The following is a 25,668-nucleotide window of genomic DNA, read 5'->3' on the forward strand; positions in this document are numbered from 1 at the left end:
CGGTGGCAACGCATTTACAGACAGTGGCGACTCAGAAGTTCAACTGTCTGGGTGATGCGTGTGAGGATACGTGCTGCAAAGGCTGGGGCATGCAGCTTACGAAGGAAACGGTCGATCTCTATCAATCTAAAGCTCCTGAGCTCATGCAAAGCGTGACGAGTGGTGAGGCTGAATTCATCATGCGGCGCGATGAGAAAACCGATTATTGTGTCGAGTTTCAGGCGGGCTGGTGTGGCGTTCACAAGAAGTATGGCAGTGATTATCTGGGGGACGCGTGTCATTTTTTTCCGCGCTCAACCCGCGCGTTGGGTGACATTACCGTGATGACGATGGCGCTTTCATGCCCTGAGTCGACGCGATTGATGCTTACGGAAGATGGTGCCTTTGCCTATCATGAAACGACATTTGAGCGCGTGCCGCACTCACTAAGAAACTATGCACCGCAAGAGCTTTCAGCCGAAGCAGCCTTGAATATTCATGAAATATGCGTGAATGAAATGGGTAATGAAGCTCATAGCGCAGAACGCAATCTGATGCGGCTGAGCGCGATGGTGCGCGGGCTGGAGCCACAGCCAAAAGACCAGTGGGAAGCAGCCGTGCCGTTTTATTTCCGCATGGCAGAAGGGCGAATTCCTGCGGCAGAACTGAAAGCCACTGACCCCTTTATGCTGCTTAACGCATTGCAGGGACTTGTGCATTCTGCGCCTGCATCACCACGCGAGCGCTTGATGAATGTGATTGAGATGACCGCGCGTGCGCTTGGGGTGACGCTCAATTGGGAAAAGCTGATTCTAGATTTGCACCCCGATGGTACGCAGCGTGTAGTGAATATGCAGGCCTGGTGGCGCGAGCATGGTGCGCAGTATCAGCCGATATTGCGGCGTTATCTGCAAGCACAATTGCGCTTGAATCTCTTCCCCTTTGCGGGGCTTGGTAAGACACTTTCAGAACGCGTGACCATTATTGCGGTGCGTTTCGCAACCGTGAAACTAGCACTGATGGCCGCGTGTTTTGAAGCGCAGGGCGCTATTCCTGAAACGGAAGTCGTACGTATCGTGCAAAGCCTTTCACGCTTTCAGGACCACCTTGCGGATTCGCAACTCTCCCTCTCCATCTATGAAGAGACAGGCTGGACACGCGAAGCGCGCCTTAGAGCGCTAGTAGGTGATGTATAAAATTCCTGATGACAAAGCGTCAAAAATATGCCAATGTCACATCTATGGGAGTAGTCTGTGCAGTAGCGCGGATTGTCCAGATGCAGGCACGTAGCCGCAATTTTGATGGGTTCATGTAGTGACCCGAAAAAATTTCGAACTATGTGTGTGCATTGGTTAAGCCATTAACGGTTTCTTAACGAAGATCTGTTATTGGTGAGCTATGTGGTGGGAATCTGTTACTCCAAGAAGGAGTTTCATCTGACCATGTAGTGGGCAAGTAGCCCTAGTAACATTAACGTCCAAGTAGGAGAACATCATGTCTTTGAGTTCCATTAATACTAACATTGCGGCATATTCAGCCCAGCGCAATATTGGCGCTGCGTCGGATAGTGCTGGTGCGTCGATCGCTCGCTTGTCGAGCGGTAACCGCATTGTAAAAGCCTCGGATGACGTGGCGGCCCTTTCAACTGGTACTTCGCTGCGCACCAGCGTGACCACGTTGAAACAAGCGCTGCTCAACACCTCGCAGGGTTCAAGCTTACTGCAGATCGCTGATGGCGCGCTCGGTCAAGTGGTTGACATTCTGCAACGTCAAAAGGCACTTGCGGTACAAGCGGGTTCGGGTTCGCTCAGCGATACGGACCGCTCATTCCTTAACCAAGAGTTCCAAGCCCTCTCAGACGAGATTAACCGTATTGCTACGCAGACTAAGTTTAGCTCGGTCAATCTGCTTAACGGTGCACTCTCTGGTTCAGAAGCTTTCGGTGTCAACACGACTTTGGGTGTTGCGACCAACAACCAAACCGCGGCCAACGCCATTACTATTACGGGTGCTCCAGCGAACGGTGGCACCATCACAGTTAACGGCGTAACGGTTACCTTTACCACTTCGGCGCTTGGTTCAGCCGATGCGGCGGGTAAAGTGGTCGTGGGTGCTGCTGTAGCACAAACGTCTGCTAACCTTGCTAAGTTCCTGAACGAGAACACCGATGCGCGCTTGCAAAACTACCAGTTTATCGCCAACGCGGGGAACGTTGTTGCTGTGTGGGCTGGTGGCACATTGAGTGGTGCTGCTGTGTTGGATGTGGCCGCTGGTACAGCGACCAACCTTACCGTTGGCACGGCTGCCAACCGCACGATTGCGGTGGGTACGACGGCAGATGGTCTGAGCGTGAACAGCACGAAAGCGCTTGGTGCAGTGACTGGTTCAATCTTCGCAACTGGTGGTACAACCGCTGCATTGGCTGGTCCAGCTATCACCACGTTCTTTGCTGGTGCGAACACTGGTATCCAAGGCAATGCTGATTTCATCGGCAAGCTTGGTGAGGGTAAGCTGGGTAAAATTACGGCTACCTACACAGGTGTTGCGGACACGGCCATCTTCTCACTGCAAGTGGGCGACATCACCTATACCACTCCGGCGACGGATGTGGTGAACGCTGCGGTGGTTCCTCTGGTCTTCCAGGGTCGTAACTCGTTGGGTGTCAACACTGGTGGTACTTTCACACTGAACGTCGCGGGTGGTGCTATTGCTGCTGCCGATGCGAACAGTCAGGCGGAGTTCGACTCGATTGCCGAGCAGATGAATGATTCCCTTGCTGGTGTAACATTCGTTCAAAACCGCGACATCACCACCTTCCAAGAAGGTGCGATTGTTAATGTGGGTGGCGTTCAGGTTGCTAACTTCAACAACATGCGCGCGAACTTTGTGTCGGGCAACTTCACCAGCATGAATATCGAAGATATTCAGATTGAAGCGCCTCCATTTGGTTCAACGGATGCGAAGATTACGGTACGTATCAATGGTGAGGATTACGTTAGCTTCTCGGGTATTGGTAACCAGATTGCCACCAACACCCAGATTGCCTTGCAGAACGTGAAAGACCCCACCAAGTCATTCAACTTCATGACGGGTACAGTCGCTGTAACTGGTACAACTGCCTTAAACCTTTCAACACAGACTAATGCAGATGCTATTGAGTCTGCTTTGAAAGATGCGTTTGGTATTAAGGCTGGTAGTGCTGCTCTTACGTTCCAGGTGGGTAACACCTCTTCGGAATCGCTTGGGGTACGCATCGATAGCGTTGAGACTAAGAACATTTATGCTGGTGCTACCTTGAGCGTCGATACCCAAGCCAATGCTTCGGCAGCTGGTACGGCGATTGACGCTGCATTGAACCGCGTTACGGCGATTCGTGCGAGTGTGGGTGCCTTGCAGTCTCGCTTCGACTTTGCTGCTTCGATTCTAGAAGTGAACGTCCAAAACCAAGACGCAGCACGTGGCGTATTGCTTGATACGGATGTAACGGCCGAATCGACAGCCTACGCTACGGCTCAGGTGCAACTCCAAGCTGGTATTGCGGTACTCGCGCAAGCGAACCTACTGCCGCAGAACCTGCTCAAGCTCATTGGGTAATTAATGAGCCTGGGAGTCTAGGGTTTACCTAGCGCTGATTAAAGGTGGGGGACTTTGGGTTAAGTACCCCCACCGGATCAGCGGCCGAGGCAAGAAGGAGTAAGGACAATGGAGATCAATCTAAGAGGGGGTATCAAGTTACCCCAATCTCTTCCAGCCGCCAGAGGCGGCACTGAGATTCCCGTCGTCAAAACGTCACAGAACGTTGAGAGTGCGCTGCCTGGCGCGAACCAAGCGAATGATGTTGCATCCGCAGAAGTTCGTCGTTTTGAGCAGGTCAAGAAAGCCGCTGAGTCATTCTTCAAGGATGTCTACGCGGTCAATGACCATACATTCTCAATCTATAAAGATGCGTCGGGTCAGTATATTACGCGGTTCACGAGTCTTCGGGATGGTAGGGTCACCTACATTCCCGAGCCTCAGCTGCTGCAACATAGCAGTGGCGGTGGTGGATCGCTGATAGAAATTCAGGCTTAGGTGGTGTAAGCTCTGGCATAGAGCTTGCATCGCTTAAGAAGTTTGGGAGCTGGGTGCGCAAGTGCCCAGCGCCTGAAACGGTAGGAGATACGTCATGGTAACGCAGATACAGCTGGGCAATTTGTTCCAGCAAAACGGTAGGACTGTTGTTGGGGGTGGCCAAACCGCGTTCGACACCGAGTCTATCATTAACAGCCTTGTTGAGGCGAAGCGTCTTCCTGCGGTGACGCTTGAGAAGAAGAACGAGACCATCGGTAAGCAGCAAGAAGCATTGACCGATCTACGCGGTTTGATGTCGCGCTTCAAAAGCGCGGTGGATACGCTCAGGAATCCTCCTGGTGTTGGCAATGCCGCGCAAAATATTTTCCAATATCGTGTAGCAACGCTGACCACGAATACGGGTGTTGCCGCAAGTAACTATGTCACCGCAACCGTAGAGCCGGGGGCTGCGACGCAGACCTTTACGGTTGACTCAGTAGACCAACTGGCGCGTGAAACGAAACAGCAAAGTGATAACTTTTTGCTGCCTGATGCTATTACTAGCTCGGTAGTATCTGCTGTATCAACGCCTGGTACATTCACGGCAGGAACGTTTAACTTGCGCCGTCTTGGTGGCGGCAGCACGCCGATTACGCTTGATGCAGGCGATTCATTGCAAACAGTGGCCAATAAATTTAATGAAGTGAAGAGCGCTACAGGTATTCAAGCGACTGTCTTGAAGGTAGCGGATGGTGTGCCGAATAATACCTATACGCTGGTATTTACGGCAACGAAAACAGGTCTTGATACGGCGTTTGATTTAGAGAATGCGGCCACCGTTACCTCTGATCCATCGGGTGTGCTTTCCAACCTCAATTTTGCGACCACGCAGTCAGCCCTCAACTCACAATTCACACTGGATGGTGTGGCGATTCAACGCCAAACCAACTCGGTGGCGGATGCGATTGATGGTATCACCTTTAACCTCAAGCAGGTTACGCCTGCACTAACGTCTGTTGCGCTCACGATCGAGCCTGATACAGAAATTGTTACCAATGCGATTACACAGCTTGCAGACGTGTATAACGAACTGCGTTTGTTTGTATCCAAGCAATCCGAGGTTGGCAAAGATGGTCTGCCACTTGAGACGGCGGTTCTGGCCAATAACTCGACGTTGCGTTCGATCATGAATACGCTGAGTAGCGAAGTTTCAAGCACGGTATCTGGCATTACTGGTGGCAACCCATCACAACTTGCGGACCTTGGTATTAAGTTCCAAGATTTTGAAGGGGACGAGGATAATCCCTTTACTCGCAACATTATCGTGTTGGATTCGGATAAACTGAAGTCGGCACTTGAATCGAATTATGACGGAGTACGCGCAGTATTTGAATTTCAGATGAATTCGCAGAACGCCAACTTGGCGGTATTCAAACGCAACAACTCACTTGCTGTAAATGATATTACGCTGACGATCGATCGCGACCCCGTCACGCCTATTTATACGGCAACGTATAATGACCCGCTATTGGGTTCGGTGACAGTGAACCTAGATGGTACGGATATTACATCAACGGGTGGTGTGTTCCTCAAAGGGCAAAACGGTACGGTGTTGGAGGGGTTGGAGCTGATCTTCTCGGCAACAACCGACGAAACATTCGATGTCAGCTTCACGCAAGGCATTGGTGATCGTCTCTTCAATGCGATTGAATCCATCATTGATGATGAAGAAGGCTTGCTGACTGGCGAGCAAAACCGCTTAGAAGACGTGGTGACGAACAATGAAGAGGAAATCACCGATATTGATACATTCATTGCACGTTACCGCGAGCAACTCATCGCGCAATATAGTCGTTTAGAAGAGGCGTTGTCGAAAGCCAATAACCTGTTACAACTACTTGGTGCGCAAGCGGATGCGCGTAACTCTGCATAATGTGCGGTAATCTTTATGTCGCCTAGTAACTATCAGAACGTCAAAGCCTATCATCGTGCTAGCCATACCGTTGCAAAGACGCGGCAGGTCGTGATGCTGTATGACGGGATGATTCGTTTCTTGAAGCAGGCGCGCGATTGTATGGAAAGCCGCGATATCGAAGGACGCTATAATAAGCTTATCAAGGCGGGTGAGATTATTATGGGGCTGCAATCCAGCCTTGATTTTGACAATGGTGGTGATGCGGCGCGTGTGCTTTATGGATTCTATTCAACGATTGATATGCGCATTATCTCGCTGCACCGTACCAATGATATCGCCGATTGCGATCGCATCATTGCAGACCTCAAAGAAATGCGCGACGTGTGGAACCGTATTGATCGCGGCTTGCCTGAAAAGGATGCTGCACCAGAAGTTGCAGATGAGCAGGAAGTGCCACCACAACCACCTGAAGAACCTGTCACGATTTCCGCATAATTCATTAGATTCAGTGGCTTATACTGTCTTGGCATAGTGATTGCAAAGATAGACCCGTATTAACTCGGGGCATCTTATGCAATTTTCATTGCTAAGTCTTTTAGGCATTCAGCCGCAGCAGCTTGCGGCGGTTGGTGCTGCTGTACCTCAAGAAGGTAAGCAAGGCACCGAATCAGAGGGGACTGCGTTTTCTGAGTTATTGGTAAGTGCAAACCCTCAGCAAAGCGATTCGCAGCAAGGTCAGCAGCAGGCAAGCGGCGGCGATCTTGTCCGCGAGCTCGTTGCAAATATCATGGTTGCCCAAGAAGATGGGCACGTTGTATCAGGCGTAACGAATCCACATGCAGCGCATATTCAAAATATTCTTGATCGTAAAATTTCTCCGGAGACGGCCCATGAATTATTACAGCAATTCAGTGGCAATTCTAACGGTGAGAAGCCACCGGAAGCACTTAAAGAAGCACTAGAGCAGATTGAAGCTTCAGGTGAAGTAAGCACCGTACAAGATATTCTTAGCCAAGTAGCTGCAGGCCAACCTGATGAAATAACAGAGCAGCGTGCGACCACACTACAGCGAGCCCTGCAATGGCTGCAACAAGCACTCACCTCTAATCCTGCACCTATGGAAGCGCTGGCGGCGATGAGCGCTGGTGCTACCTTTCCGGAAATTACGACTCCTGCGTCAGAGCGAAGAAAAGAAACGCAAGGAACAGAAGAAGTTGCGAAAATGATTCCGCACTGGGTTCGTCAGATTAGTGTGCCTACAGATGAAACCTCTCAATCTACGTCTGCTCCAGCACGTGTGGTGTCCAACGTAGCAGAAAAGATCTTATCGCCCATGGCTAGTAACGCACCTTTTGCAACGTTGCCAGAGGTTGATTTACCTGACACTCGAACTGCAGAAGCGGCCCCTGTTGAACAGGGAATCACCGCCGATGACGCGCTTGTTCTTGTGGCCACTAAACAAAATACTCCACATCAGCACGCGCATGGCCAAAACAAGCCAGATGTGTTTGAGGCAATGATTGCCGATCTCTCGATGGAGCCATCCAGTGATGTGGCTATTGAAGATTTAGCTGTTTCTCCATCATCAAAAGAAGGCGAACCAACAAGCATTAATGGTCTTGCACACCAGCCTAGCGCGACAAGTGCTGAGCACCGTGTGCATGATAATGTGCGTATTCATCATGCAAATTTTGCCTATTTGCGTAGCGAGGTAATGGATCAGGTAAAAGTAGGTGTGACGCAAGCAATTAGTGATGGTGTGGATCGTATCACCATTCAGCTTAACCCTCAGGACTTAGGTCGTGTCGAAGTAAAGATGGACATCGCGGCTGATGGTATGTCGCAGATTTCGTTCCTCGTCGATAAAGCCGATACCTTTGATTTGCTGCAACGTGATGCACGTGCGCTTGAGCGCATGCTGCAAGAAGCCGGCGTGCGCGCCGATGCGGGCAGTATGGAATTTAACCTACGTCAAGAAAGTCAAAATAAAGAGCCGTGGGGTGAGGCGGCCGACCACAATGACGGTAATGCTGCGGCAACAGAAGTTTCCAATCTTTCAACCACGTTTAACCCCGGTGATTTGCCGACCCAGATGTATGTGCATTTGGTGAGTGATCGCCTCGATATCACAGCATAGGAGAGTCTCATGTCTATTAGTTCAATTAATTCTAATATTCCTGCTTATTCGGCGCAACGCAGCATTGGGGCTGCTTCGCAAAATACAGCAGATTCGATTACACGTCTTTCAAGTGGTAACCGCATTGTTCGCGCAGGCGACGATGTGGCCGCTACTGCAACAGGTGGTGCGCTACGCGGTAGTGTTACGGTGCTGCGTCAAGCATTGCTCAACACTTCGCAAGGTACGAGTTTGCTACAGATTGCGGACGGTGCATTGAGCCAAGTGATGGACATTCTACAACGTCAGAAAGCACTATCGGCGCAAGCAGGCTCTGGTTCAGTCAGTGACATGGATCGCTCATTCATCAACCAAGAATTTCAAGCCTTGGCGGATGAGATTAACCGTATCGCAAAATCGACCAAGTTCGGTTCTGTGACGCTTTTGGATGGTACCTTGTCGGGTGCGGAGTCGCTGGTAAGTAACGTCCAACTAGGCACTAACACTTCTGCGACAACAGCGGCGGATGTGTTTCAATTCACTGGTGCTGTAGGTAACGGAGAAACCATCTCCGTTAATGGTGTTACGGTTACCTTTACAACTTCGGCAGTTGGCACTGCCGGTGCCGCAGGTAGAGTGGTGGTAGGCGCCGCGCCTGCTGAAACCGCCGCAAACCTTGCACGTTTCCTCAACGAAAATTCAGACCCACGTTTGTCGAATCTGAGTTTTGTGGCAACAGGTGCGAATATCACTGCCAACTGGGGAGGTGGTGCTCTGGATGGTGCGTATATACTAGAAGCATCGCTAGGTACTGCGACAAACATTACGCTTGGCACTGCAGCAGATCGTACAATCGCTGCTGGTACATCAGGTGATGGTTTATCAGTAGACCGTGTGCGTGCAGTCGGTGCGGTAAAGGGCACTCTATTTGCCAATGGCGATACTACTGCAGCGCTTGCTGGCCCTGCAATAATCACCACTACGATTGAGGATAATGCTGATTTTATCGGCAAGCTTGGTACTGGTAAGCTAGGGATATTTACTGGCACCTATACTGCAACCGATACTGCAACATTCCAACTCAAAGTTGGTAACATTACCTATACGACCAATGTTACGGATATTGTTGATCCTGCAGTTATTCCACTGGTCTTCACTGGTGCAGATGAGTTTGGGAATTCTGTTGGCGGTAGCTTTACCTTGAACGTTGGTGGTGGCACGGTTACAACTTTCGACAGCCAAGGGCAGCTGGAACAATTGCTTGCGCAATTCAATGAAGCATTCTCTGGTGTAACGTTTACGCAAAACCGTGACATTACTAACTTCCAAGAAGGTGCGGTAGTACAAGTCAATGGTGTTGAGGTATCCAACCTGAATGGTGCATCGGTGAATTTCCGCTCGGATGATTTCAGTTCAGTCAGTATTGAAGACATCCAAATTGATGAGGCACCGATTGGTTCAACGGACGTTAAATTCACTGTGCAAGTGAATGGCGAGACTTATGTGAGCTTGTCGGGTATTGGTAACCAGATTGGTATCAACACTTCCATTACTTTGCAAAACATCAGTAATCCAAATCGTGTTCTGACACTTCAAACTGGTAATACGGCGATTGCTGGTTCGTCAGTAACCGCGCTTGATCTCACCACTCAAGCTAATGCAGATGCATTGGAAGCAGCGCTGAAGAACGCTTTCGGGATTGATGCTGGCAGTGCAAAACTGAGCTTCCGTGTGGGTAATGCTGCAGGTGAAACACTAGGTGTAAAAATTGACAGTGTCACCACCCAGAACATCTACGGTGGCAAAGTGTTGAGCATTGCAACGCAAGCGGCGGCTTCAGCAGCATCCGATGTTCTGGATATTGCGATCAACCGTGTTACGGCGATTCGTGCCAACGTAGGTGCATTGCAGTCACGCTTCGATTTTGCATCGAACAATATTCAATTCTCGGTGCAGAACCAAGACTCAGCGCGTAGCGCACTCCTTGATACGGATATCAGCAAGGAGTCGACGGATTACGCAAATGCTCAGGTGCAAGTTCAAGCGGGCGTAAGCGTACTCGCGCAAGCGAACCAGCTTACCCAGAACCTGCTCAAGTTGATTGGTTAATTAACGTAAGAAAGTTGAGGTCGCCATGCCTATTGATGCGATTAGTCAGACCACCAATCCCTCCACCGCTACGGTGGCAGGTACGGGGCTGAGTGGCGACCTCAATACATTCTTGAAGTTATTTACGGTGCAGTTGCAAAATCAGGACCCAACCAATCCGCTAGACACGAACGAGATGACCTCGCAGTTAGCGCAGTTCAGTACGGTCGAGCAACAAGCCAGAACCAATCAAGGCATTGAGAAATTGATTGCTGCGCAACAGCAAACCCAACTTTCCACCGCCGTTAGCTACCTCAATCGTGAAGTGGAGACGGAAGGAAACACGGGTACGCTTTCAGCAGGACAGGCGACGTTTAGTTATTTCCTTCCAGAGTCAGCTCAATCGGCACAGGTGACAATCACCAACGCGGCGGGCAGGGCTGTATTTAACGGCCAAGGATCGCTTGATAAGGGCCGCAACCTTGTGGTGTGGGACGGTACTAATAGTTTCAACGGCGACGATGAGCCAAACGGTAAATACACCATTACGGTGAAGGCAAAAAATGCTGCCGGTAACGACATGGATGTCGATACGCGTGCAGTCGGAATTGTGACGGGCGTAGAGAGCTCGAAAGAAGGCAAAATCTTGCTCTCAGTCGGTGATGTTGAAGTGCCATTTGATGAAATTTTAGCGGTGCGTGACCCAGTGATCGTCGATCTTGGCACGGGAAATGCATCATAGATATTTAATAGGGATTAACGGGATTTACCTGACGAACTAGGGAGGAATTTATGAGTTTATATGGTGCATTATTCGGGGGCGTTTCTGGTCTTCGCGCACAGAGCAGCAAAATCGGTGTGATTTCTGACAACATCGCCAACGTAAACACAGTCGGCTACAAGCAATCCACGGGTGAGTTCCAAACCCTCGTGGTGAACAGCTCGACAACTGGTACCTACCAAACAGGTGGTGTGCGCGGCAGTACACGTCTTGCCGTATCGAAGCAGGGTCTGCTCTCTTCGACTGACGCACCTACCGATATCGCAATGTCGGGTAATGGACTTTTCGTGGTACGCCAAACATCGACGGTTACCGATGCAAGCGATACAAGCGCATTACCACTCTTTACGCGCGCTGGCTCATTCCGCCAAGATTCACTTGGTAACTTCGTGAATGCCCAAGGCTTCTTCCTACAAGGTTGGCCACTTGACCGTGAAGGTCGTCTGCCAGGTGAGCCAGGTAACTTGAATACGATCGCATTCACCAACTTTGATTCGCTCGAAACGGTAAACGTGGAATCGGCTTCTGGTGTTGCGCAGTCAACCAGTGTGATTGAGCTGGGTGCAAACCTCAATGCAGGCGAAGCGATCTTCCCTGGTGAAGCAGTAACGGGCTTGCCTGATGCACGCACCACAGCGAACGCGAATATTAACGCGGAAGCAATTATTGTTGGTGATGAATATGGATTCGCGACACAGAACAATCTGCATCGCGGTGATATGTTCGAAGTGTTGACAGGTACGGGTAACACCTATCGCTATCTTTATGGTGGATTCACGGTAGGTCGTGACATCTCGGTAGCAGGTGTTGCTAACGTGGGTGACAGCAACATTGATACGACCGTACTGCGCCCACTTGGTGCGGCGGCTTCTGCAATCACAGTTGGTGCGGGTAACACCTACACGATTACGCTTGCTAACCACGGTTTGATCACGGGTGACCAAGTGGATCTATCTGGTTTCGCGGGTGCACTCGGTGCAACGCCAGCAGCGCAGTTGAACGCAACGCACACGATTACGTGGCTTTCAAACAATACCTTCTCGATTACGGTTGGCACGGCACATGGTGGTGCACCAGGTACCAACGTGAACCCTGGCAACATTTTTGCCGATACGCGCCAGTATTCAGGTAACATTCTGAATGCGACCAGCGCAGGTTCGACATTCCTTGGTGGTTCAACGCCTTCGACCAGCTTTACAACGGCTGCATTGACCTTCACTATTTCAACGACGACTAAGCCTGCGATGACCTTCACGTATGTGAATACGAGTCCCAATACGTTCGATGGCCAATTCAACAGCCTTGCAACGCTTGCGCAGGCGATCAACGAAGTGAATGGTTTGTCGGCACGTGTGGCTGGTACGCGTCTGGTGGTATCATCGGAAGACCCAGCAGAAGCAGTGACCTTTGCAAACGGTGACATTGTTGGTAGCGGTGATGGTACCCGTCGCGGATTGGACTGGGTTGCAGAACTTGGCCTCGCCAACGTTCAATTGCCAGCAGCATTTCCTGGTACGGATACACGCCGATTCAACTCGCTGCAGAGCTTGGCAAACATTGTAAATTCAGACGTTGGTCTGAGTGCTACGGTGTTGAACCCACTCTCCGCTTCTTCGATTGAGATTCGTGTGGATGATCCAAGCACCACCATTCAGTTGCGCGACCTTGCATTGATTCCTGCAGCGTCCGTGCCTACGGTTGGTACGCCCGTGACTATCCCAGGTGGTGGTCCATTCACTGGTTCGATTGATATCGTGATCAACACGGCGCCACCAACAGGTCTGACCGTCAACGATTTCGTATCGGTCTCGGGTCTTAACTTGGCGGGTTCTGGTCTGCCATATGGTTGGCCAAACGGCTCATTCCTTGATGTGACCAACGTGACTGTTGGTAGCTACACTGTGCGCTATACGATTCCTGCTGGTGTATCGATCAACCCAACTGCGGGTAACTATGCAGCACCTGCTGGTAACTCTGTTTCGGTGATTGGTCGTTCGAACCAAGGCTCGATTATGGGTGCTCTGACCATCGCGGATGGTGACGGTTCACCAACCACACCATTGACGGGAACCTATTCGCAGATTGATACAGGCACGCTTGGGCCACGCTATGACGTGACGGGCACTGTGGGTGATAACATGGCATCGGGCAATATTACGGCGCAGTTCAGCCGCAATATCCGAATCTATGACAGCTTAGGTTCGGGACATGATGTGCGCTTCAGCTTCATCAAAACGGCTCAGAATACGTGGGCGGTTGAGATTCACGCGATTCCTGAAACGGATGTCAGCACCACCTTGCCAGATGGTCAGATTGCTACGGGTACCATTAACTTCAACGGCGATGGTAGCTTACGTTCGGTCAGCACGAGTCTTACCAACGCACTAAGCATTAACTGGACCAACGGTGCATCTACTAGCAGCATCGCGCTGGATCTAGGTACTGCAGGCCAGCCATTTGGTACGGTAGGCGCTTCAGTGATTGGTTTGACCGATGGTCTTTCCCAGTTTGATAGTTCGTACAACGTATCGTTTGCGAACCAGAACGGTGCACCAGTAGGTCAGCTTGTGAGTGTATCGATTACCGATGAGGGTGAAGTGATTGCTTCCTACTCGAACGGTGAAACGCAAGCGCTTTACAAGTTACCGATTGCGGACTTCGCGAACTACGATGGGTTACGTGCCATTAGCGGTAACGTTTACTCACAAACTCGTGAATCAGGTGAAGTGAACCTGCGTGAAGCCGGCACGAACGGCACGGGTACCGTGGTATCGGGCGCACTGGAACAATCAAACGTGGATCTTGCTGAGCAGTTGACCGACATGATCGTCGCGCAACGCGCTTATCAAGCGAATACACGGGTGATTAAAACCACCGACGAATTGTTGGAGCAGCTTAACCAGCTCTAACGCAATGAATTGAAAGCCAGCGTTGGGTAACCCGCGCTGGTTTTCTACGAGTGTCTAGCTCCTTCTTGGGCTCGGTAGGGCGACCTCCGAGCCGCTTTTTTGTTTGAATATCCGGCCCGAGAAGAGTTTTGTGACGGTTCTGTTAAGATTTCACGCGGCCTATTGTGCCGCCTGTTTCATCTGCTATGTAAATGTTCGTTAACAAAAAGCTAACAGATTGGATTGTGGCGAACTAGGCACAATCGATTTGTAAAGCCAGAAGTCGGCAGGTGGAATGTAGCTCAAGCACTTGCGGGCAAGCGGGCTTAGGTTTAAAAGTTAACAAAGCGTTGAAACATGGCGTGCGCGCCTTAACGGTTAGAGATAGGTAGGATTCGATATGGCGTATAAAACGACCTTTCTGAATACGATGAATATCTCGAAAGAGGCTAAAGAATCAGCCTCGGTCGGTGACCAACAACTTGCTGATCTCATGGCAAACCCTGAGTATCTGCGTCATTCTTCTTCGGTGATCAATGAAGCACTGAAAGAGGGTTTTGATGTGCTGCAGTTACCAAACGGCGATATTGTGACGACGGGAACCAAAACCATCGTGAACACGTTCGTGTGGGACGCCGCTAAAGGCAAGCTTACCAAGGCTAAAGCGGGCAGTGATAAGCCGCGCGCTAAGCGTGCTGCCAAGGTTGAAGCATTCGACGAGGAAGACGCCGAGTAGGCTACTTCATCTGAATCGGCGTGATAGATTCAGCCAATCCATTTTCTTTGATTGTGATAATCGCACCTGAAAGTGTGCCTTTGCCTTTGCCAGGCTCCATGCGCACCTTACGGAATTTGTTCAAGAATTGCTGCATAGGGCCCTCGGGGTCGAAGCCAATCACCGTGTTGTGATAGTCGCCGCACATGCCCGCATCCGTTTGATAGGCGGTACCACCTGCTAATATATGTGCGTCAGCCGTGGGCACATGTGTATGCGAACCAATCACGCAGCTTACTTTACCATCCAAGAAAACACCCATGGCCATTTTCTCGCTGGTGGCTTCAGCATGCATATCGACCAAAATTGCGTCCACGTTCTTGCCAAGCTTGTATGGTTCCAGTGCTGCCTGCGCGCATTCAAATGGGCTATTCAGATATTCGCGATGGAATACTTGGCCGAGCAAATGCAGCACCAATAATTTTTTGCCATTAGCGAGTGTGAAGAGTTTGCAGCCCGTGCCAGCAACGGATGAAGGAAAGTTATGGGGGCGCAGCAAGGTTGCGTCGGTAGCAAGTAGGCCGAGGGCGTCTTTCTGGTCGAATACGTGATCGCCACCCGGCATGACATCGACACCGATTTTTTTGAAATCGTTCAAGATTTCACCTGTGGTGCCAAAGCCTGCGGCGGCGTTGTCGACATTGACGATCACTGCATCCAACTGGTGTGCTGCACGCAAGATCGGTACATTCTCAAGCACCGCATCGCGCCCGCTACGGCCGACCACATCTCCGCAATATAAAATTTTCATGGGAAGAGGCTTACACCGAGTTCGGTAAGGATGCCATCGAGTTTTGCATCATGCGGTTCGGCGGGCAGGGCTTTGACTTCCTGCCAGCTATAAGCAACGCCAATAAAAAGTGGAGCTTTTGCTTCTGCACGCAATGTCTGCATGGTGCGGTCATAATAGCCGCCGCCATAGCCTAAGCGATAACCCGCCGCGTCAAAAGCAAGCAGGGGTACGAGTATGATGTTGGGAATGGCGATGGGCGCGCTGGCGAGCGGTTCCTTCATGCCAAGTGTGTGGGTTTCCAGTGCTTCACCCGCACGCCACTGATGGAAGGTAAGGGGTGCGTCTTTTAAGGTGATGCGTGGAAGCGCGGTTTCTCTGGCCAGATTTTGCATGAAGGCGAGAATGGGCATGACGTCCACTTCACCGCGCATGGCGATGTAGCCAGCACAAGAGGGTGCGAAAGCAAGAATCGGGTGGTCGGCGAAATGACGGGCAATGGCTTGCGATGTTTGCGCGATTTGCACTGCGCCAAGAGACGCGCGCTTGGTTTGCATATCGCTGCGTAATTGAGGTTTTGAGAGCATCGAAAGGATGTCTAGAGCAAATAAAAAGTGAATGGAACCACCGAAAGCGTGGGTCGTCTAAATTCTCCGTAGACCCTTAAGTTAAGGTGGGCACCGTATACTATAGGCCTCGGGCCAGTAGCAGTGACAGTTCCCGTGGAGTTGCTAGTCGGTCTTGGAATAATTGCGCCTGCACCGAATTCAGCAGTATCCATTCGCTTGTGAGAATAGGGCAAAACCCGCCCAAATGCAAGAACTCTGGCCTAGGCAGCTTCCAGCCTTTGTGCCAGTTGCTCGATGCGTGAAGCCATGGTCTCGATATGGGTGGCCATTTCGGCTTCCATGGCGGCGAGTTTTGCACCGTCGGAGCCATTTTCCATCGCAGCGACGAGTTTGCGCATTTCTTTTTTCGCGTCGTGCAATTCGTCGGCAATCATCAGGGATGTATATACCAGCAGCATGTTCTCTGGCAGTTTGCCAACTTGCTTGAGCAAGGTTTGTGCACGGCCATCGACCTGTTTTACGAGTGTCTCAAGGTGCTGTTCTTGCCCGTCTTCGCAGGCGAGCTTGTATTCTTTACCAGCAATCACTGCTTTGACGGTGCTCATGCTAGTGCTCCAAAATCATGTCGAGTTGTTTGATGGAACCATCCAAGCGCTGCACGATACCACCTGCGGCGCGCTGGAGTTCGAGATGCTCTTGCTGCAATTCTTGCAACTGATTGCCTAGGCGTAAATTGTCGTTTTTCAGGAAGTCATTTTCCTCGCGCACGGCGATGAGTTCAGACTCATTAGCGGCAAGTTTTTGTTCCCACTCAGAGACGAGTTCTGCATTGGCTTGCGCCTGCGAGTCACCTTCGAGAGATTGGCGCAATGCGGCATTCGCACTAGCGGCGTCAAGCCTTCCAATGGCGGTATTCAAACGGTCAAATGCCGCTTTGAGAGTTGGGTTCGTCATGCTTACCTTAATGTAACGCTTTAGATGCGTTTTTCATTTTATGTTCTTGTTAACTCAACGAATAGCCATTCGGTTTAGCAATTGCAATCTCTATTCTCATCTAGTGGATAACCTTGATAACCGCCCTTGCGCTCGCGCACAGGCGCGTGTACACACGTGCGCAACTCAACGCTCCTTTGGAGATTACGACATGAAGAGTGCCGCTATGAAACAATCCCCCTTAACCTCCGTTACTCATGACCAGATGGCGAATGCGATTCGCGCCTTGAGTATGGATGCGGTGGAAAAAGCAAAATCCGGCCACCCCGGTATGCCGATGGGGATGGCAGATGTAGCGACGGTGCTATTCACCGAATTCTTGAATATCGACCCTAAGCACCCTGAGTGGCCGAATCGTGACCGCTTCATTCTCTCGGCGGGTCACGGGTCGATGCTGCAATACGCGCTGCATTACCTGATGGGTTACGAGGACATGACGCTTGAGCAAATCAAGAACTTCCGCCAATGGGGCGCGAAAACGGCGGGTCACCCAGAATATGGCCATGCGCAAGGGATTGAGACGACAACAGGCCCGCTAGGCCAAGGCATTGCCAACAGCGTGGGCTTCGCGCTGGCTGAGCGTTTGCTGAATGCCGAGTTCGGTGATGCAGTGAATCACTATACCTATGTGATTGCAGGGGATGGGTGCTTGATGGAAGGCATTAGCCTTGAGGCCGCTTCGCTCGCGGGGCATTTGAAGCTCAATAAACTCATCGTGTTGTTCGATGATAACGGAATTTCGATTGATGGCCCAACCTCACTTGCGATTAGCGACGATCATTGCAAACGTTTCGAGGCGCAGGGTTGGAACACGCAGAGTATTGATGGGCATGATGCCGCGGAGATTCGCGCGGCGATTTTGAAGGCGCAGAAGTCCGACAAGCCAACGCTGATTGCCTGCAAAACGGTGATTGCGAAAGGTGCGCCAACCAAAGCGGGTAAGAACTCAAGCCATGGTTCGCCACTGGGTGATGAAGAGATTGCAGGTGCGCGTAAGAATCTGGATTGGAGCTATGCACCCTTTGAAATTCCCGATGATATTTTGAGCGCATGGCGCGATGCTGCCAAGCGTGGTGCGGCAGAATATGCTGCGTGGGAAAAGAAGTTTGCAGCACTGCCAAAAGATACGCAAAGCGAATTCAGCGCGCGTATGGCGGGTGATTTGGGTGATGCGTGGGTCAAGGCGATGGACGAGTTTAAACGCGCTCTTGCCGAGTCGCAGCCAAAAGAAGCAACGCGCCAGTCGAGCCAGAATGTGCTCGAGGCGATTGTGCCCCACGCGCCAGCCTTGCTGGGTGGTTCGGCGGATTTGACGGGTTCGAATAATACGAAAACGAAGCCGATGAAAGGCGTTACGGCGAGTGATTTTAGCGGCCGCTATATTTATTATGGCGTGCGCGAGCATGGCATGGCTGCGGCGATGAATGGTATCGCTCTGCATGGTGGTTTTGTGCCTTATTCTGGTACATTCCTTGTATTCACGGATTATTGCCGTCCTTCGATTCGTCTCAGCGCATTGATGCAGCAGCGCGTGATTTACGTGATGACGCATGACTCAATTGGCTTGGGTGAAGATGGCCCGACACACCAACCTGTAGAACATGTAGCAAGCCTGCGTGCGATGCCGAATGTAAATGTGTTCCGCCCTGCGGATGCGATGGAAACAGCAGAGTGCTGGGCACTTTCAATTGCCTCACGCGAGACGCCTTCGGTGCTGGCACTCAGCCGACAGGCGGTTCCTGCACTGCGCACGGAATACACCAAAGATAATCTGTGCGCGAAAGGCGCCTATATTTTGCGCGAGGCTTCGACTGCGCCTCAAGTGGTGCTGATTGGTACGGGTACGGAGCTGCATCTCTGCACCGAAGCGCAAACCAAACTGGAAGAGAAGGGTGTCTCAACCCGCGTGGTCTCGATGCCATGTATGGATTTGTTTGCAGCACAGCCGAAGCGTTACCAAGAACAAGTATTGGGCGGTAATGCACTGCGCATTGCGGTTGAGGCAGGTATCGGCTTTGGCTGGGAGCGCTGGATTGGTGAGAATGGCGTGTTCATTGGTATGCAGGGTTTTGGTGCCTCTGCACCTGCGCCGGAGCTCTATAAGCAATTTGGTATCACCGTAGATGCGATCGTGAAAGCGGCAGAAAACGCATGAGTATGAAGCTGAAATTCAAGCGCTGGTATTATGGCGAGTTCGTGAATGACCCGAAAAACGAGGTCATCATGTTCGGCATGACACGCCCGCTCAGCGCCTATCGCTGGGAATGGGCAGTGCGCATTTTACTGAAGTTTGTAAAATTTTAATTGTGTAGCACTATTCAGGCGTTATAAGCGCCGCAGAGGTTCGTATGACAATCAAAATCGGTATTAATGGACTGGGTCGTATTGGGCGCTGCGTATTGCGCGCTGTTAGCGAAGAGGGATACGATGATATTGAGGTCGTTGCGGTGAATGGCCCTGCGGCCACCGAAACCCACGCGCATCTATTGGAATTTGATTCAGTGCATGGTCGCTTCAAAGGCGGTGTTTCGCATGAGGGTGATGTGCTCACCGTTGCTGGTAAAAAAATTAAAGTAACGCATGAGCGTGACCCGCAAAAACTGGATTGGGCAGCGTTGGGCGTTGATATTGTTTTAGAATGCACGGGCGCTTTCGCTACGAAAGATGCGGCAGCGGTTCACCTGACGCAAGGTGCAAAGCGCGTGTTGATTTCAGCACCTGCGGGTGATGATTGCCCGACGTTTGTGTATGGTGTGAATTGTAACGGCCTGAAGGCTGAGCATACCGTATTTTCTATCGGTTCTTGTACGACCAATGCGCTCGCACCTGTTGCGAAGGTGTTAGACGAAGCCTTTGGTATCGAGTCTGGCTATATGACAACGATTCATGCCTATACGGGTGACCAGAATATTCATGATGGTTCGCACAAAGACTTGCGCCGTGCGCGTGCCGCAGCACTTTCAATGGTGCCGACCAAAACAGGTGCTGCCAAGGCGCTCGGCCTTGTGCTGCCGCAACTTGCGGGCAAGCTGAATGGCGCGGCGATTCGTGTGCCAACGCCGAATGTGTCGATGGTGGATTTGAACGTGGTAGTGAAAAAAGCGACCATGAAAGAAGACGTGAATGCTGCGCTCAAAGCAGCGAGCGTCAAGATGCCAAAAAACGTGCTCAAGATTAACGAGCGCCCGCTGGTTTCCATCGATTTCAACCATGATAATGCCAGCTCAATCGCTGACCTTACCGCCACCAATGTGGTGGGCGGCACGCTGGTGCACGTAGCGGCATGGTATGATAATGAGTGGGGCTTTAGCTGCAGAATGCTGGACTTGGCAAAAAAAGTAGGCCAATAAAGCTCTCATGAGCAGCTTACCGACCCTTGAATCGCTGGATGTGAACGGCAAAACCGTATTGGTACGGCTTGATTTGAACGTGCCCATGCAGGCAGGGCGTGTGCTTGATAACACACGGATTTTACGCATTATTCCGACCTTGCAATACCTGATTGAGCGCCACGCAAAAGTCGTGGTGTTGTCGCATTTGGGACGCCCGAAGAGCTTTGACCCCGCGTTGTCGCTTGCGCCATTGGTCGATGCATTGTCAGAAAATCTGTGGGATAGGCCTGTAAAATTCTCGCCAGACTGTATTGGTAACACCGCGAAAATGGCTGTGCAAAATGCCAGCGAGGGCGATGTGATTTTGATGGAAAATCTGCGCTTCCACAAAGGCGAGGAGGGGAATGACCCTGAATTCGCCAAGGCGCTTGCTGAATTGGGCGATGCCTATGTGAATGATGCGTTTTCGTGCTCGCACCGTGCGCATGCTTCGGTTGTCGGAATCAATAATCATTTGCCCTCGGCGGCGGGGCGACTATTGCAACAGGAAGTCGAAGCGCTCAGTAAAACACTCACCACGCCCGATCGCCCAATGGCGGCGATTGTCGGCGGTTCAAAAATTTCGACCAAGTTGGAGTTGCTTGGCAACCTGACGGGTAAGGTCGATAAGCTGATTATTGGTGGCGCGATGGCGAATACGTTCCTTCACGCACAGGGGTATGATGTTGGTGCAAGTCTATGCGAAAAAGAGATGAAAGAGACTGCGCAGAAGATTCTGAAAGAAGCGGCGGCAAAAGGCTGCGAGATTGTCTTGCCCGTGGATGCGGTGGTGGCGAATAAACTGGCGCCGCATGCGGCTTCGCAGGTGGTGGATGTGAAGAGTATCCCCAAAGTTATGTCGATTCTGGATGTTGGCCCGCGCTCGATGGTGCGGTTATTCGAGGTGATTGAGCAGTGCAAAACACTGGTGTGGAATGGGCCTGTGGGAGCCTATGAAACGCAGCCGTTTGATGCTTCTACCGTGCAGTTGGCGCGACTGGTGGCGCAGCGTTCGCGCGAAGGTAGCCTGCATAGCGTTGCGGGTGGTGGTGACACGGTGGCGGCGCTTGCGCATGCAGGGCTTGCGAACGAACTCAGCTATCTTTCCACGGCAGGTGGCGCATTCCTTGAGTGGCTTGAGGGTAAGGAATTGCCAGGGATTGCAGCATTGCTGAACGGGGCGACTCATGCGCGTCGTGCGACAGCTTAGTGATTTGAAAGCCGCGCTTGAAGCGGGTGAGCGCGAGTGTATTACGCCATTTAATTCAGGTTGTATTGCGGGTGTCGGCTATTGGGACGCGGTGCAAAAACTGATTGCCGAGGAATTTCCGAAAACGACTTATACGCTATGGGTGTGCTGCGGACGCAATGCCGCCATGGCACATGATGCGATGCGTTTGGGGTTGAATGTACGCTGCGAGGCCAATGAAACCATGGCCGCCAAATTACAATCAATAGCCGAGGCACAAGGTGTAAAGTTTTTGGATAACGCTGCCGCCTAGCTTGACAGAATGGTGTGAGCGTTTACACCAGTCGCAGTAATGGAGAATGTTATGGGTATGACACCGAAGGTAAAAGAAATTCTGGGCTGGTACGAGGGCGCGAGTGACGCGACCAAAAAAAACCTCGCCCGCATGTTGATGCAAGGTAAGCTGGGTGGCACTGGTAAAATGGTGATTCTGCCCGTTGACCAAGGTTTCGAGCATGGACCTGCGCGTAGCTTCGCGGTGAACCCTGCGGCCTATAACCCGCATTATCATTTCCAGCTTGCGCTAGATGCTGGGTTGAATGCTTACGCAGCGCCGCTTGGAATGATTGAAGCAGGCGTTGATAGCTTTAAAGGCAAGTTACCAACGATTTTGAAGGTGAACAGCAATAACTCGCTTGCCCCGAAAGACGAACAGCCTGACCAAGCGGTTACCGCAACCGTGGATGATGCAGTGCGTTTGGGATGTGCCGCGATTGGCTATACGATTTACCCTGGTTCGGCGAAAGCCAATGACATGCTCGAAGAACTGCGTGAACTGACCGCCGAAGCGAAAGCAAAAGGTTTGGTGGTGGTTGTGTGGTCGTATCCGCGTGGTGCGGGTTTGAGCAAAGAAGGCGAGACGGCAATTGATGTAACAGCCTATGCCGCGCATATCGCGGCACTTGTGGGTGCACATATTATTAAGGTGAAGCCGCCGACTGCGCATATCGAGCAGGCTGAGGCGAAGAAAGTGTACGAGAAAGAAAAGATTGCCGTTGGCACGCTTGCTGAGCGTATTGCACACATCAAGCAAACGACGTTTGGTGGCCGCCGCATCGTGATTTTCTCGGGCGGTGGTGCCAAGTCCAATGCAGAAGTGTTGGATGAAGTGAAGGGTATTGCGGCTGGTGGCGGTGATGGCTCGATTATGGGTCGAAATGCCTTCCAGCGCCCTAAGGCTGAGGCTGAGAGCCTGTTGAACGATATCATCAACGTGTATAAAGCAGTCTAATTTAGGCTGATTCTTCATAGAATTGTCATACGCTACAGCCCGTGTAATGCGTAAAATAACGGCATGTATTACGACGATGATGGAAGTGACGGGAATCAGGATATACGCAGCCGTGTAGAAGCGGGCGCATATTTGGATTACATTGATCTGCTAGAAAAGCGCGTGGATGATGGCGCTGAAAAACTTATTTCCGACATTATGCATCTCATACCTTCTGGTAGCCATTTTCGTAAAGACCCTGATCTGCTTGTGTGGCTAATTGTTTCAGAAAGCACGGATTATAAGGTGCCGTCGGTTGATCCTTCCGTTATGTCGGAACGCATCAAGGGCGATTTTCATCAAATTCAACATAGTTCAGCGTTTAGCCAGATTCGTGAAATGGCAGAAGAAGTTGCTGCATGGAAAACGTTAAAGAGCATGGCATTTCGTGCCGCTTTTTCACTTTCTATCATTGACTCACCTACAGAAGAACAAATCTCCGTTGAGCGCGCTAAAATCACGGCCTATGCGCAAAAACATAAGCTGATTTGCCACGAAACGGGAAGCGATGATGTGGATTACCATGCTGTCACGAATCTCTCTTTTACGGTGTTTGATGCGGCACTTGAAGCATGCGCAAACGTGAGGGCTGAAGAACGTAGAGAACTAGATGAGTGGATGCTAGAGGAGCATGATGAAGGCCATGTAGCGAGACGTCATCGTAAGACCGCAGGTACACGCGAGGAATTCTTTATGCGGTTATTTATGGGGGCGCCTAATACTCTCAATGATCTGTATGTAGGATTCCTAACGGATGTAAGAAATTTTTCTGAGCACACAGCCATGATGAATACTTACGCTATTGATGGTGAGACGTTGCTTGGCGTCGTCAATCGTCAGATGCGTATCGAGGCACTAAGACGCAATGATTTAACTATATTAGGCGATTACTGGCCAGCTCCTGAAGATAGTCGGGTTGTCAATGCTGCGCAGGGCAGAGCATTCGTAGGCACTGGCTCTGCAGAAGGCAGTTTTGGCGAACGAGCACAACAAATTATCAATTTACGATTTGTAAGCGAACGTGTGCTGGATGCTGTTCTGGCGGCACGCAGCCCAAAAAATTTAGACAAAGAATTACTGCTGGAAGCAACTATTGAGCGTCTTAATGAGATTCCGAATTTGAACTTCTCGGATACACAGCAGCGCGCATTGGCTGAAATTATGTTGGATGAGGCATTGGATGTCGTGGAAGCCAGCCGTAGTAATCCCCGTAATCGCTAGGGGGCTGGATTTGTGTAGTGCATTACGCTAATACAGATGCATGACTGAATCTGAAGATCTCATTTATCCGTGTCGACTCTATCTCATTTCACCGCCAACTATCGAACTTGGCGCGTTTGCGAAAACGTTTGAATCTGCATTGAATGCGGGGGATGTCGGCGCGTTCCAACTTCGGTTGAAAGGTGCAAGCGATAAAGAGATTCGTGAGGCCGTACGGGTTTTGATGCCGCTTTGCCGCGCTAAAGGTACTGCCTTTATTCTCAATGATCGTGTGGACCTAGCGCTAGAGCTTGAAGTGGATGGAGTACATCTCGGCCAAGAGGATATGATGGCCGAAGAAGCTCGTCGTATATTAGGCAAGGAACGTGTGATTGGTGTGAGTTGTCATGATAGCTCGCATTTAGCGATGGAAGCGGGAGATCATGGTGCGGACTATGTGGCGTTTGGCGCTTTCTACCCCACCACTTCCAAAACACCCGATAAGCTTGCAAAATATGGCACGCCTAAGCCCGATATTATTGAATGGTGGAGCACTTATACGCTGATTCCGTGCGTGGCTATTGGTGGGATTCAACCACAGAATTGTGGGCCACTTGTTGAGGCGGGCGCTGATTTCGTTGCAGCCATTAATGCAGTGTGGAGTCACCCCAAGGGCGCTGCGGAAGCGGTGAAAGAGTTTAATCAGGCGATTAAAAAAGCGCTCAAACGTCAGGCTGCGTGAGAGATCAGTAAGCCCTGAAGGGTTTTGTAAATCGCTGGCGATGCAGCAACTATACTACCACCATCCGCATTTAGTGGCTTACCTTCCAGGCTTGCGACAACACCGCCTGCTTCGCGTACAATCAAATGGCCTGCTGCCATATCCCATGCGTTGAGATTATGGTACCATGTGCCATCCAAACGACCTGCGGCAACATAGGCCAAATCAAGTGCGGCGGAACCTGAGCAGCGTACGACAGCGCCGTGGTCGGTGACACGCTCGAGGCGCTCAACCATGGCTTTGTAGCCTTCGCGTGATTTGCGTGGCGATGAGGTGGATACCAAGAAATCTTCTGTGCGTTTCGAAACGCGAAGTTTGTAGTTATTGACGGTGGCACCTTGATTCTTCTCGGCGGTGAACAACTCATCGTGAATGGGATCGTAGATAACACCCGCGATGCTTTCCCAACCATTGTCGGTCATTTCTTGTGCGGCAACCGATACGCAGAAATAGGGAATGGCGCGCATGAAGTTGGTGGTGCCATCAATCGGGTCAATCACGAAGCGGTGGGTTTTCTCTTTACCTTCGATGATGCCGCTCTCTTCGGTTAAGAATCCGAATTTTGGGCGTACGGAGGTTAATTCCTCAACCAGTGTTTTTTCAGTGCGCAAGTCAGCGTTGGTCACGAAGTTCGACGCGCCCTTTTTCGAGACTTGTAACTTATCGACCTCGCCAAAATCACGCACGAGCGGCTTCGCACATTTAAGGACGGCGCGGGTCATAACATGTAGGAGCGGAGATGCTTGCATCCGCGCGTCTTATGCCAAAGCAATGTAGTGCGCAAGTTTTTCCCGCTAAATCCCTAAAAAGGCGACTATTTTGCCTGTGAATATCATGGGGTAAGTTGCTTGCCTCCCACATTAGCGGTTTGATACAAGTTTAGGCTACCCTCGGCAGCTATTACGAGTAGAAA

Annotated in this window: 23 protein-coding genes; 18 read left to right on the forward strand and 5 right to left on the reverse strand. The window is 51.0% G+C overall.

The annotated features are described in order from the left end of the window. Positions 1-2 precede the first annotated feature (2 nt). The 10 genes from fliB (at position 3) to J0M34_00295 (ending at position 14,553) form a co-directional block, all read left to right on the forward strand. The gene (gene fliB, locus J0M34_00250; protein MBN8542679.1) at positions 3-1,175 is read left to right on the forward strand and encodes a flagellin lysine-N-methylase; all 1,173 of its coding nucleotides are present in this window, start codon (positions 3-5) and stop codon (positions 1,173-1,175) included. Between the two features lie 298 nt (positions 1,176-1,473). Continuing rightward, on the forward strand, positions 1,474-3,573 hold the full coding sequence (locus tag J0M34_00255) for a hypothetical protein (GenBank protein ID MBN8542680.1): 2,100 nt from the start codon (positions 1,474-1,476) through the stop codon (positions 3,571-3,573). Positions 3,574-3,681: 108 nt separating this feature from the next. Then, complete coding sequence (locus J0M34_00260; protein ID MBN8542681.1) at positions 3,682-4,050, forward strand: hypothetical protein; 369 nt, start codon at positions 3,682-3,684, stop codon at positions 4,048-4,050. 94 nt (positions 4,051-4,144) lie between these two features. Continuing rightward, a complete protein-coding gene (gene fliD, locus J0M34_00265; GenBank protein ID MBN8542682.1) occupies positions 4,145-5,962 on the forward strand; it encodes a flagellar filament capping protein FliD in 1,818 nt (605 codons plus the stop codon). Positions 5,963-5,977: 15 nt separating this feature from the next. Further along, positions 5,978-6,439, forward strand: coding sequence for a flagellar export chaperone FliS (gene fliS, locus J0M34_00270; protein MBN8542683.1), 462 nt, complete (start codon positions 5,978-5,980; stop codon positions 6,437-6,439). Between the two features lie 76 nt (positions 6,440-6,515). Next, positions 6,516-8,081 carry a flagellar hook-length control protein FliK gene (locus tag J0M34_00275; GenBank protein ID MBN8542684.1) on the forward strand — a complete coding sequence of 522 codons (1,566 nt, stop codon included), beginning with the start codon at positions 6,516-6,518 and terminating at the stop codon, positions 8,079-8,081. A gap of 9 nt (positions 8,082-8,090) precedes the next feature. Further along, complete coding sequence (locus tag J0M34_00280) at positions 8,091-10,169, forward strand: hypothetical protein (protein ID MBN8542685.1); 2,079 nt, start codon at positions 8,091-8,093, stop codon at positions 10,167-10,169. Positions 10,170-10,194: 25 nt separating this feature from the next. Further along, entirely contained in the window at positions 10,195-10,890 is a 696-nt protein-coding gene (locus J0M34_00285) for a flagellar hook assembly protein FlgD (GenBank protein MBN8542686.1), read from the forward strand. A gap of 50 nt (positions 10,891-10,940) precedes the next feature. Then, on the forward strand, positions 10,941-13,838 hold the full coding sequence (locus J0M34_00290) for a flagellar hook-basal body complex protein (GenBank protein MBN8542687.1): 2,898 nt from the start codon (positions 10,941-10,943) through the stop codon (positions 13,836-13,838). A 379-nt stretch (positions 13,839-14,217) separates the two neighbouring features. After that, positions 14,218-14,553 carry a DUF2671 domain-containing protein gene (locus J0M34_00295; protein MBN8542688.1) on the forward strand — a complete coding sequence of 112 codons (336 nt, stop codon included), beginning with the start codon at positions 14,218-14,220 and terminating at the stop codon, positions 14,551-14,553. Between the two features lies 1 nt (position 14,554). Here J0M34_00295 and J0M34_00300 read toward each other — a convergent pair whose 3' ends face one another. The 4 genes from J0M34_00300 to J0M34_00315 all read right to left on the reverse strand — a co-directional run bounded on the left by J0M34_00300 (position 14,555) and on the right by J0M34_00315 (position 16,845). Next, positions 14,555-15,343 carry a YmdB family metallophosphoesterase gene (locus tag J0M34_00300; protein ID MBN8542689.1) on the reverse strand — a complete coding sequence of 263 codons (789 nt, stop codon included), beginning with the start codon at positions 15,341-15,343 and terminating at the stop codon, positions 14,555-14,557. Next, complete coding sequence (locus J0M34_00305; GenBank protein ID MBN8542690.1) at positions 15,340-15,909, reverse strand: 5-formyltetrahydrofolate cyclo-ligase; 570 nt, start codon at positions 15,907-15,909, stop codon at positions 15,340-15,342. The genes J0M34_00300 and J0M34_00305 overlap by 4 nt, the downstream gene beginning before the upstream one ends. Before the next feature lie 242 nt (positions 15,910-16,151). Beyond that, a complete protein-coding gene (zapA, locus tag J0M34_00310; protein MBN8542691.1) occupies positions 16,152-16,496 on the reverse strand; it encodes a cell division protein ZapA in 345 nt (114 codons plus the stop codon). 1 nt (position 16,497) lies between these two features. Then, positions 16,498-16,845, reverse strand: coding sequence for a hypothetical protein (locus J0M34_00315; protein ID MBN8542692.1), 348 nt, complete (start codon positions 16,843-16,845; stop codon positions 16,498-16,500). A 205-nt stretch (positions 16,846-17,050) separates the two neighbouring features. Between J0M34_00315 and tkt the strand changes: the two genes are divergently transcribed. The 8 genes from tkt (at position 17,051) to thiE (ending at position 24,716) form a co-directional block, all read left to right on the forward strand. Next, a complete protein-coding gene (gene tkt, locus J0M34_00320) occupies positions 17,051-19,039 on the forward strand; it encodes a transketolase (protein MBN8542693.1) in 1,989 nt (662 codons plus the stop codon). Further along, complete coding sequence (locus J0M34_00325) at positions 19,036-19,188, forward strand: hypothetical protein (protein ID MBN8542694.1); 153 nt, start codon at positions 19,036-19,038, stop codon at positions 19,186-19,188. Before tkt ends, J0M34_00325 begins: the two co-directional genes overlap by 4 nt. Positions 19,189-19,232: 44 nt before the next feature. Then, on the forward strand, positions 19,233-20,234 hold the full coding sequence (gap, locus tag J0M34_00330; GenBank protein ID MBN8542695.1) for a type I glyceraldehyde-3-phosphate dehydrogenase: 1,002 nt from the start codon (positions 19,233-19,235) through the stop codon (positions 20,232-20,234). A 7-nt stretch (positions 20,235-20,241) separates the two neighbouring features. Next, on the forward strand, positions 20,242-21,465 hold the full coding sequence (locus tag J0M34_00335) for a phosphoglycerate kinase (GenBank protein ID MBN8542696.1): 1,224 nt from the start codon (positions 20,242-20,244) through the stop codon (positions 21,463-21,465). Beyond that, the gene (locus tag J0M34_00340) at positions 21,443-21,757 is read left to right on the forward strand and encodes a hypothetical protein (protein ID MBN8542697.1); all 315 of its coding nucleotides are present in this window, start codon (positions 21,443-21,445) and stop codon (positions 21,755-21,757) included. Before J0M34_00335 ends, J0M34_00340 begins: the two co-directional genes overlap by 23 nt. Positions 21,758-21,808: 51 nt before the next feature. Then, positions 21,809-22,735 carry a class I fructose-bisphosphate aldolase gene (locus J0M34_00345; GenBank protein MBN8542698.1) on the forward strand — a complete coding sequence of 309 codons (927 nt, stop codon included), beginning with the start codon at positions 21,809-21,811 and terminating at the stop codon, positions 22,733-22,735. A 63-nt stretch (positions 22,736-22,798) separates the two neighbouring features. Further along, on the forward strand, positions 22,799-23,995 hold the full coding sequence (locus J0M34_00350) for a hypothetical protein (GenBank protein MBN8542699.1): 1,197 nt from the start codon (positions 22,799-22,801) through the stop codon (positions 23,993-23,995). Positions 23,996-24,035: 40 nt separating this feature from the next. Further along, the gene (gene thiE / locus J0M34_00355; GenBank protein ID MBN8542700.1) at positions 24,036-24,716 is read left to right on the forward strand and encodes a thiamine phosphate synthase; all 681 of its coding nucleotides are present in this window, start codon (positions 24,036-24,038) and stop codon (positions 24,714-24,716) included. Here thiE and J0M34_00360 read toward each other — a convergent pair. Next, positions 24,704-25,504, reverse strand: coding sequence for an inositol monophosphatase (locus tag J0M34_00360; GenBank protein ID MBN8542701.1), 801 nt, complete (start codon positions 25,502-25,504; stop codon positions 24,704-24,706). The genes thiE and J0M34_00360 overlap by 13 nt on opposite strands. Positions 25,505-25,668: the final 164 nt, after the last annotated feature.

Source organism: Alphaproteobacteria bacterium (assembly GCA_017302575.1).
In the GTDB taxonomy this organism is placed as follows: domain Bacteria; phylum Pseudomonadota; class Alphaproteobacteria; order Rickettsiales; family UBA3002; genus JAFLDD01.

Bases quoted from the DNA above. Each gene is read 5' to 3' on its own strand.
- J0M34_00340 (MBN8542697.1), top strand. From the start codon at position 21,443: ATGCGCGTCGTGCGACAGCTTAGTGATTTGAAAGCCGCGCTTGAAGCG.
- thiE (MBN8542700.1), top strand. From the start codon at position 24,036: ATGACTGAATCTGAAGATCTCATTTATCCGTGTCGACTCTATCTCATT.
- J0M34_00280 (MBN8542685.1), top strand. From the start codon at position 8,091: ATGTCTATTAGTTCAATTAATTCTAATATTCCTGCTTATTCGGCGCAA.
- J0M34_00300 (MBN8542689.1), bottom strand. From the start codon at position 15,343: ATGAAAATTTTATATTGCGGAGATGTGGTCGGCCGTAGCGGGCGCGAT.
- fliD (MBN8542682.1), top strand. From the start codon at position 4,145: ATGGTAACGCAGATACAGCTGGGCAATTTGTTCCAGCAAAACGGTAGG.
- J0M34_00335 (MBN8542696.1), top strand. From the start codon at position 20,242: ATGAGCAGCTTACCGACCCTTGAATCGCTGGATGTGAACGGCAAAACC.
- tkt (MBN8542693.1), top strand. From the start codon at position 17,051: ATGAAACAATCCCCCTTAACCTCCGTTACTCATGACCAGATGGCGAAT.
- J0M34_00345 (MBN8542698.1), top strand. From the start codon at position 21,809: ATGGGTATGACACCGAAGGTAAAAGAAATTCTGGGCTGGTACGAGGGC.
- J0M34_00255 (MBN8542680.1), top strand. From the start codon at position 1,474: ATGTCTTTGAGTTCCATTAATACTAACATTGCGGCATATTCAGCCCAG.
- J0M34_00260 (MBN8542681.1), top strand. From the start codon at position 3,682: ATGGAGATCAATCTAAGAGGGGGTATCAAGTTACCCCAATCTCTTCCA.
- J0M34_00325 (MBN8542694.1), top strand. From the start codon at position 19,036: ATGAGTATGAAGCTGAAATTCAAGCGCTGGTATTATGGCGAGTTCGTG.
- J0M34_00305 (MBN8542690.1), bottom strand. From the start codon at position 15,909: ATGCTCTCAAAACCTCAATTACGCAGCGATATGCAAACCAAGCGCGCG.
- J0M34_00275 (MBN8542684.1), top strand. From the start codon at position 6,516: ATGCAATTTTCATTGCTAAGTCTTTTAGGCATTCAGCCGCAGCAGCTT.
- J0M34_00350 (MBN8542699.1), top strand. From the start codon at position 22,799: ATGTATTACGACGATGATGGAAGTGACGGGAATCAGGATATACGCAGC.
- J0M34_00360 (MBN8542701.1), bottom strand. From the start codon at position 25,504: ATGCAAGCATCTCCGCTCCTACATGTTATGACCCGCGCCGTCCTTAAA.
- J0M34_00285 (MBN8542686.1), top strand. From the start codon at position 10,195: ATGCCTATTGATGCGATTAGTCAGACCACCAATCCCTCCACCGCTACG.
- zapA (MBN8542691.1), bottom strand. From the start codon at position 16,496: ATGAGCACCGTCAAAGCAGTGATTGCTGGTAAAGAATACAAGCTCGCC.
- J0M34_00315 (MBN8542692.1), bottom strand. From the start codon at position 16,845: ATGACGAACCCAACTCTCAAAGCGGCATTTGACCGTTTGAATACCGCC.
- fliS (MBN8542683.1), top strand. From the start codon at position 5,978: ATGTCGCCTAGTAACTATCAGAACGTCAAAGCCTATCATCGTGCTAGC.
- J0M34_00295 (MBN8542688.1), top strand. From the start codon at position 14,218: ATGGCGTATAAAACGACCTTTCTGAATACGATGAATATCTCGAAAGAG.
- J0M34_00290 (MBN8542687.1), top strand. From the start codon at position 10,941: ATGAGTTTATATGGTGCATTATTCGGGGGCGTTTCTGGTCTTCGCGCA.
- gap (MBN8542695.1), top strand. From the start codon at position 19,233: ATGACAATCAAAATCGGTATTAATGGACTGGGTCGTATTGGGCGCTGC.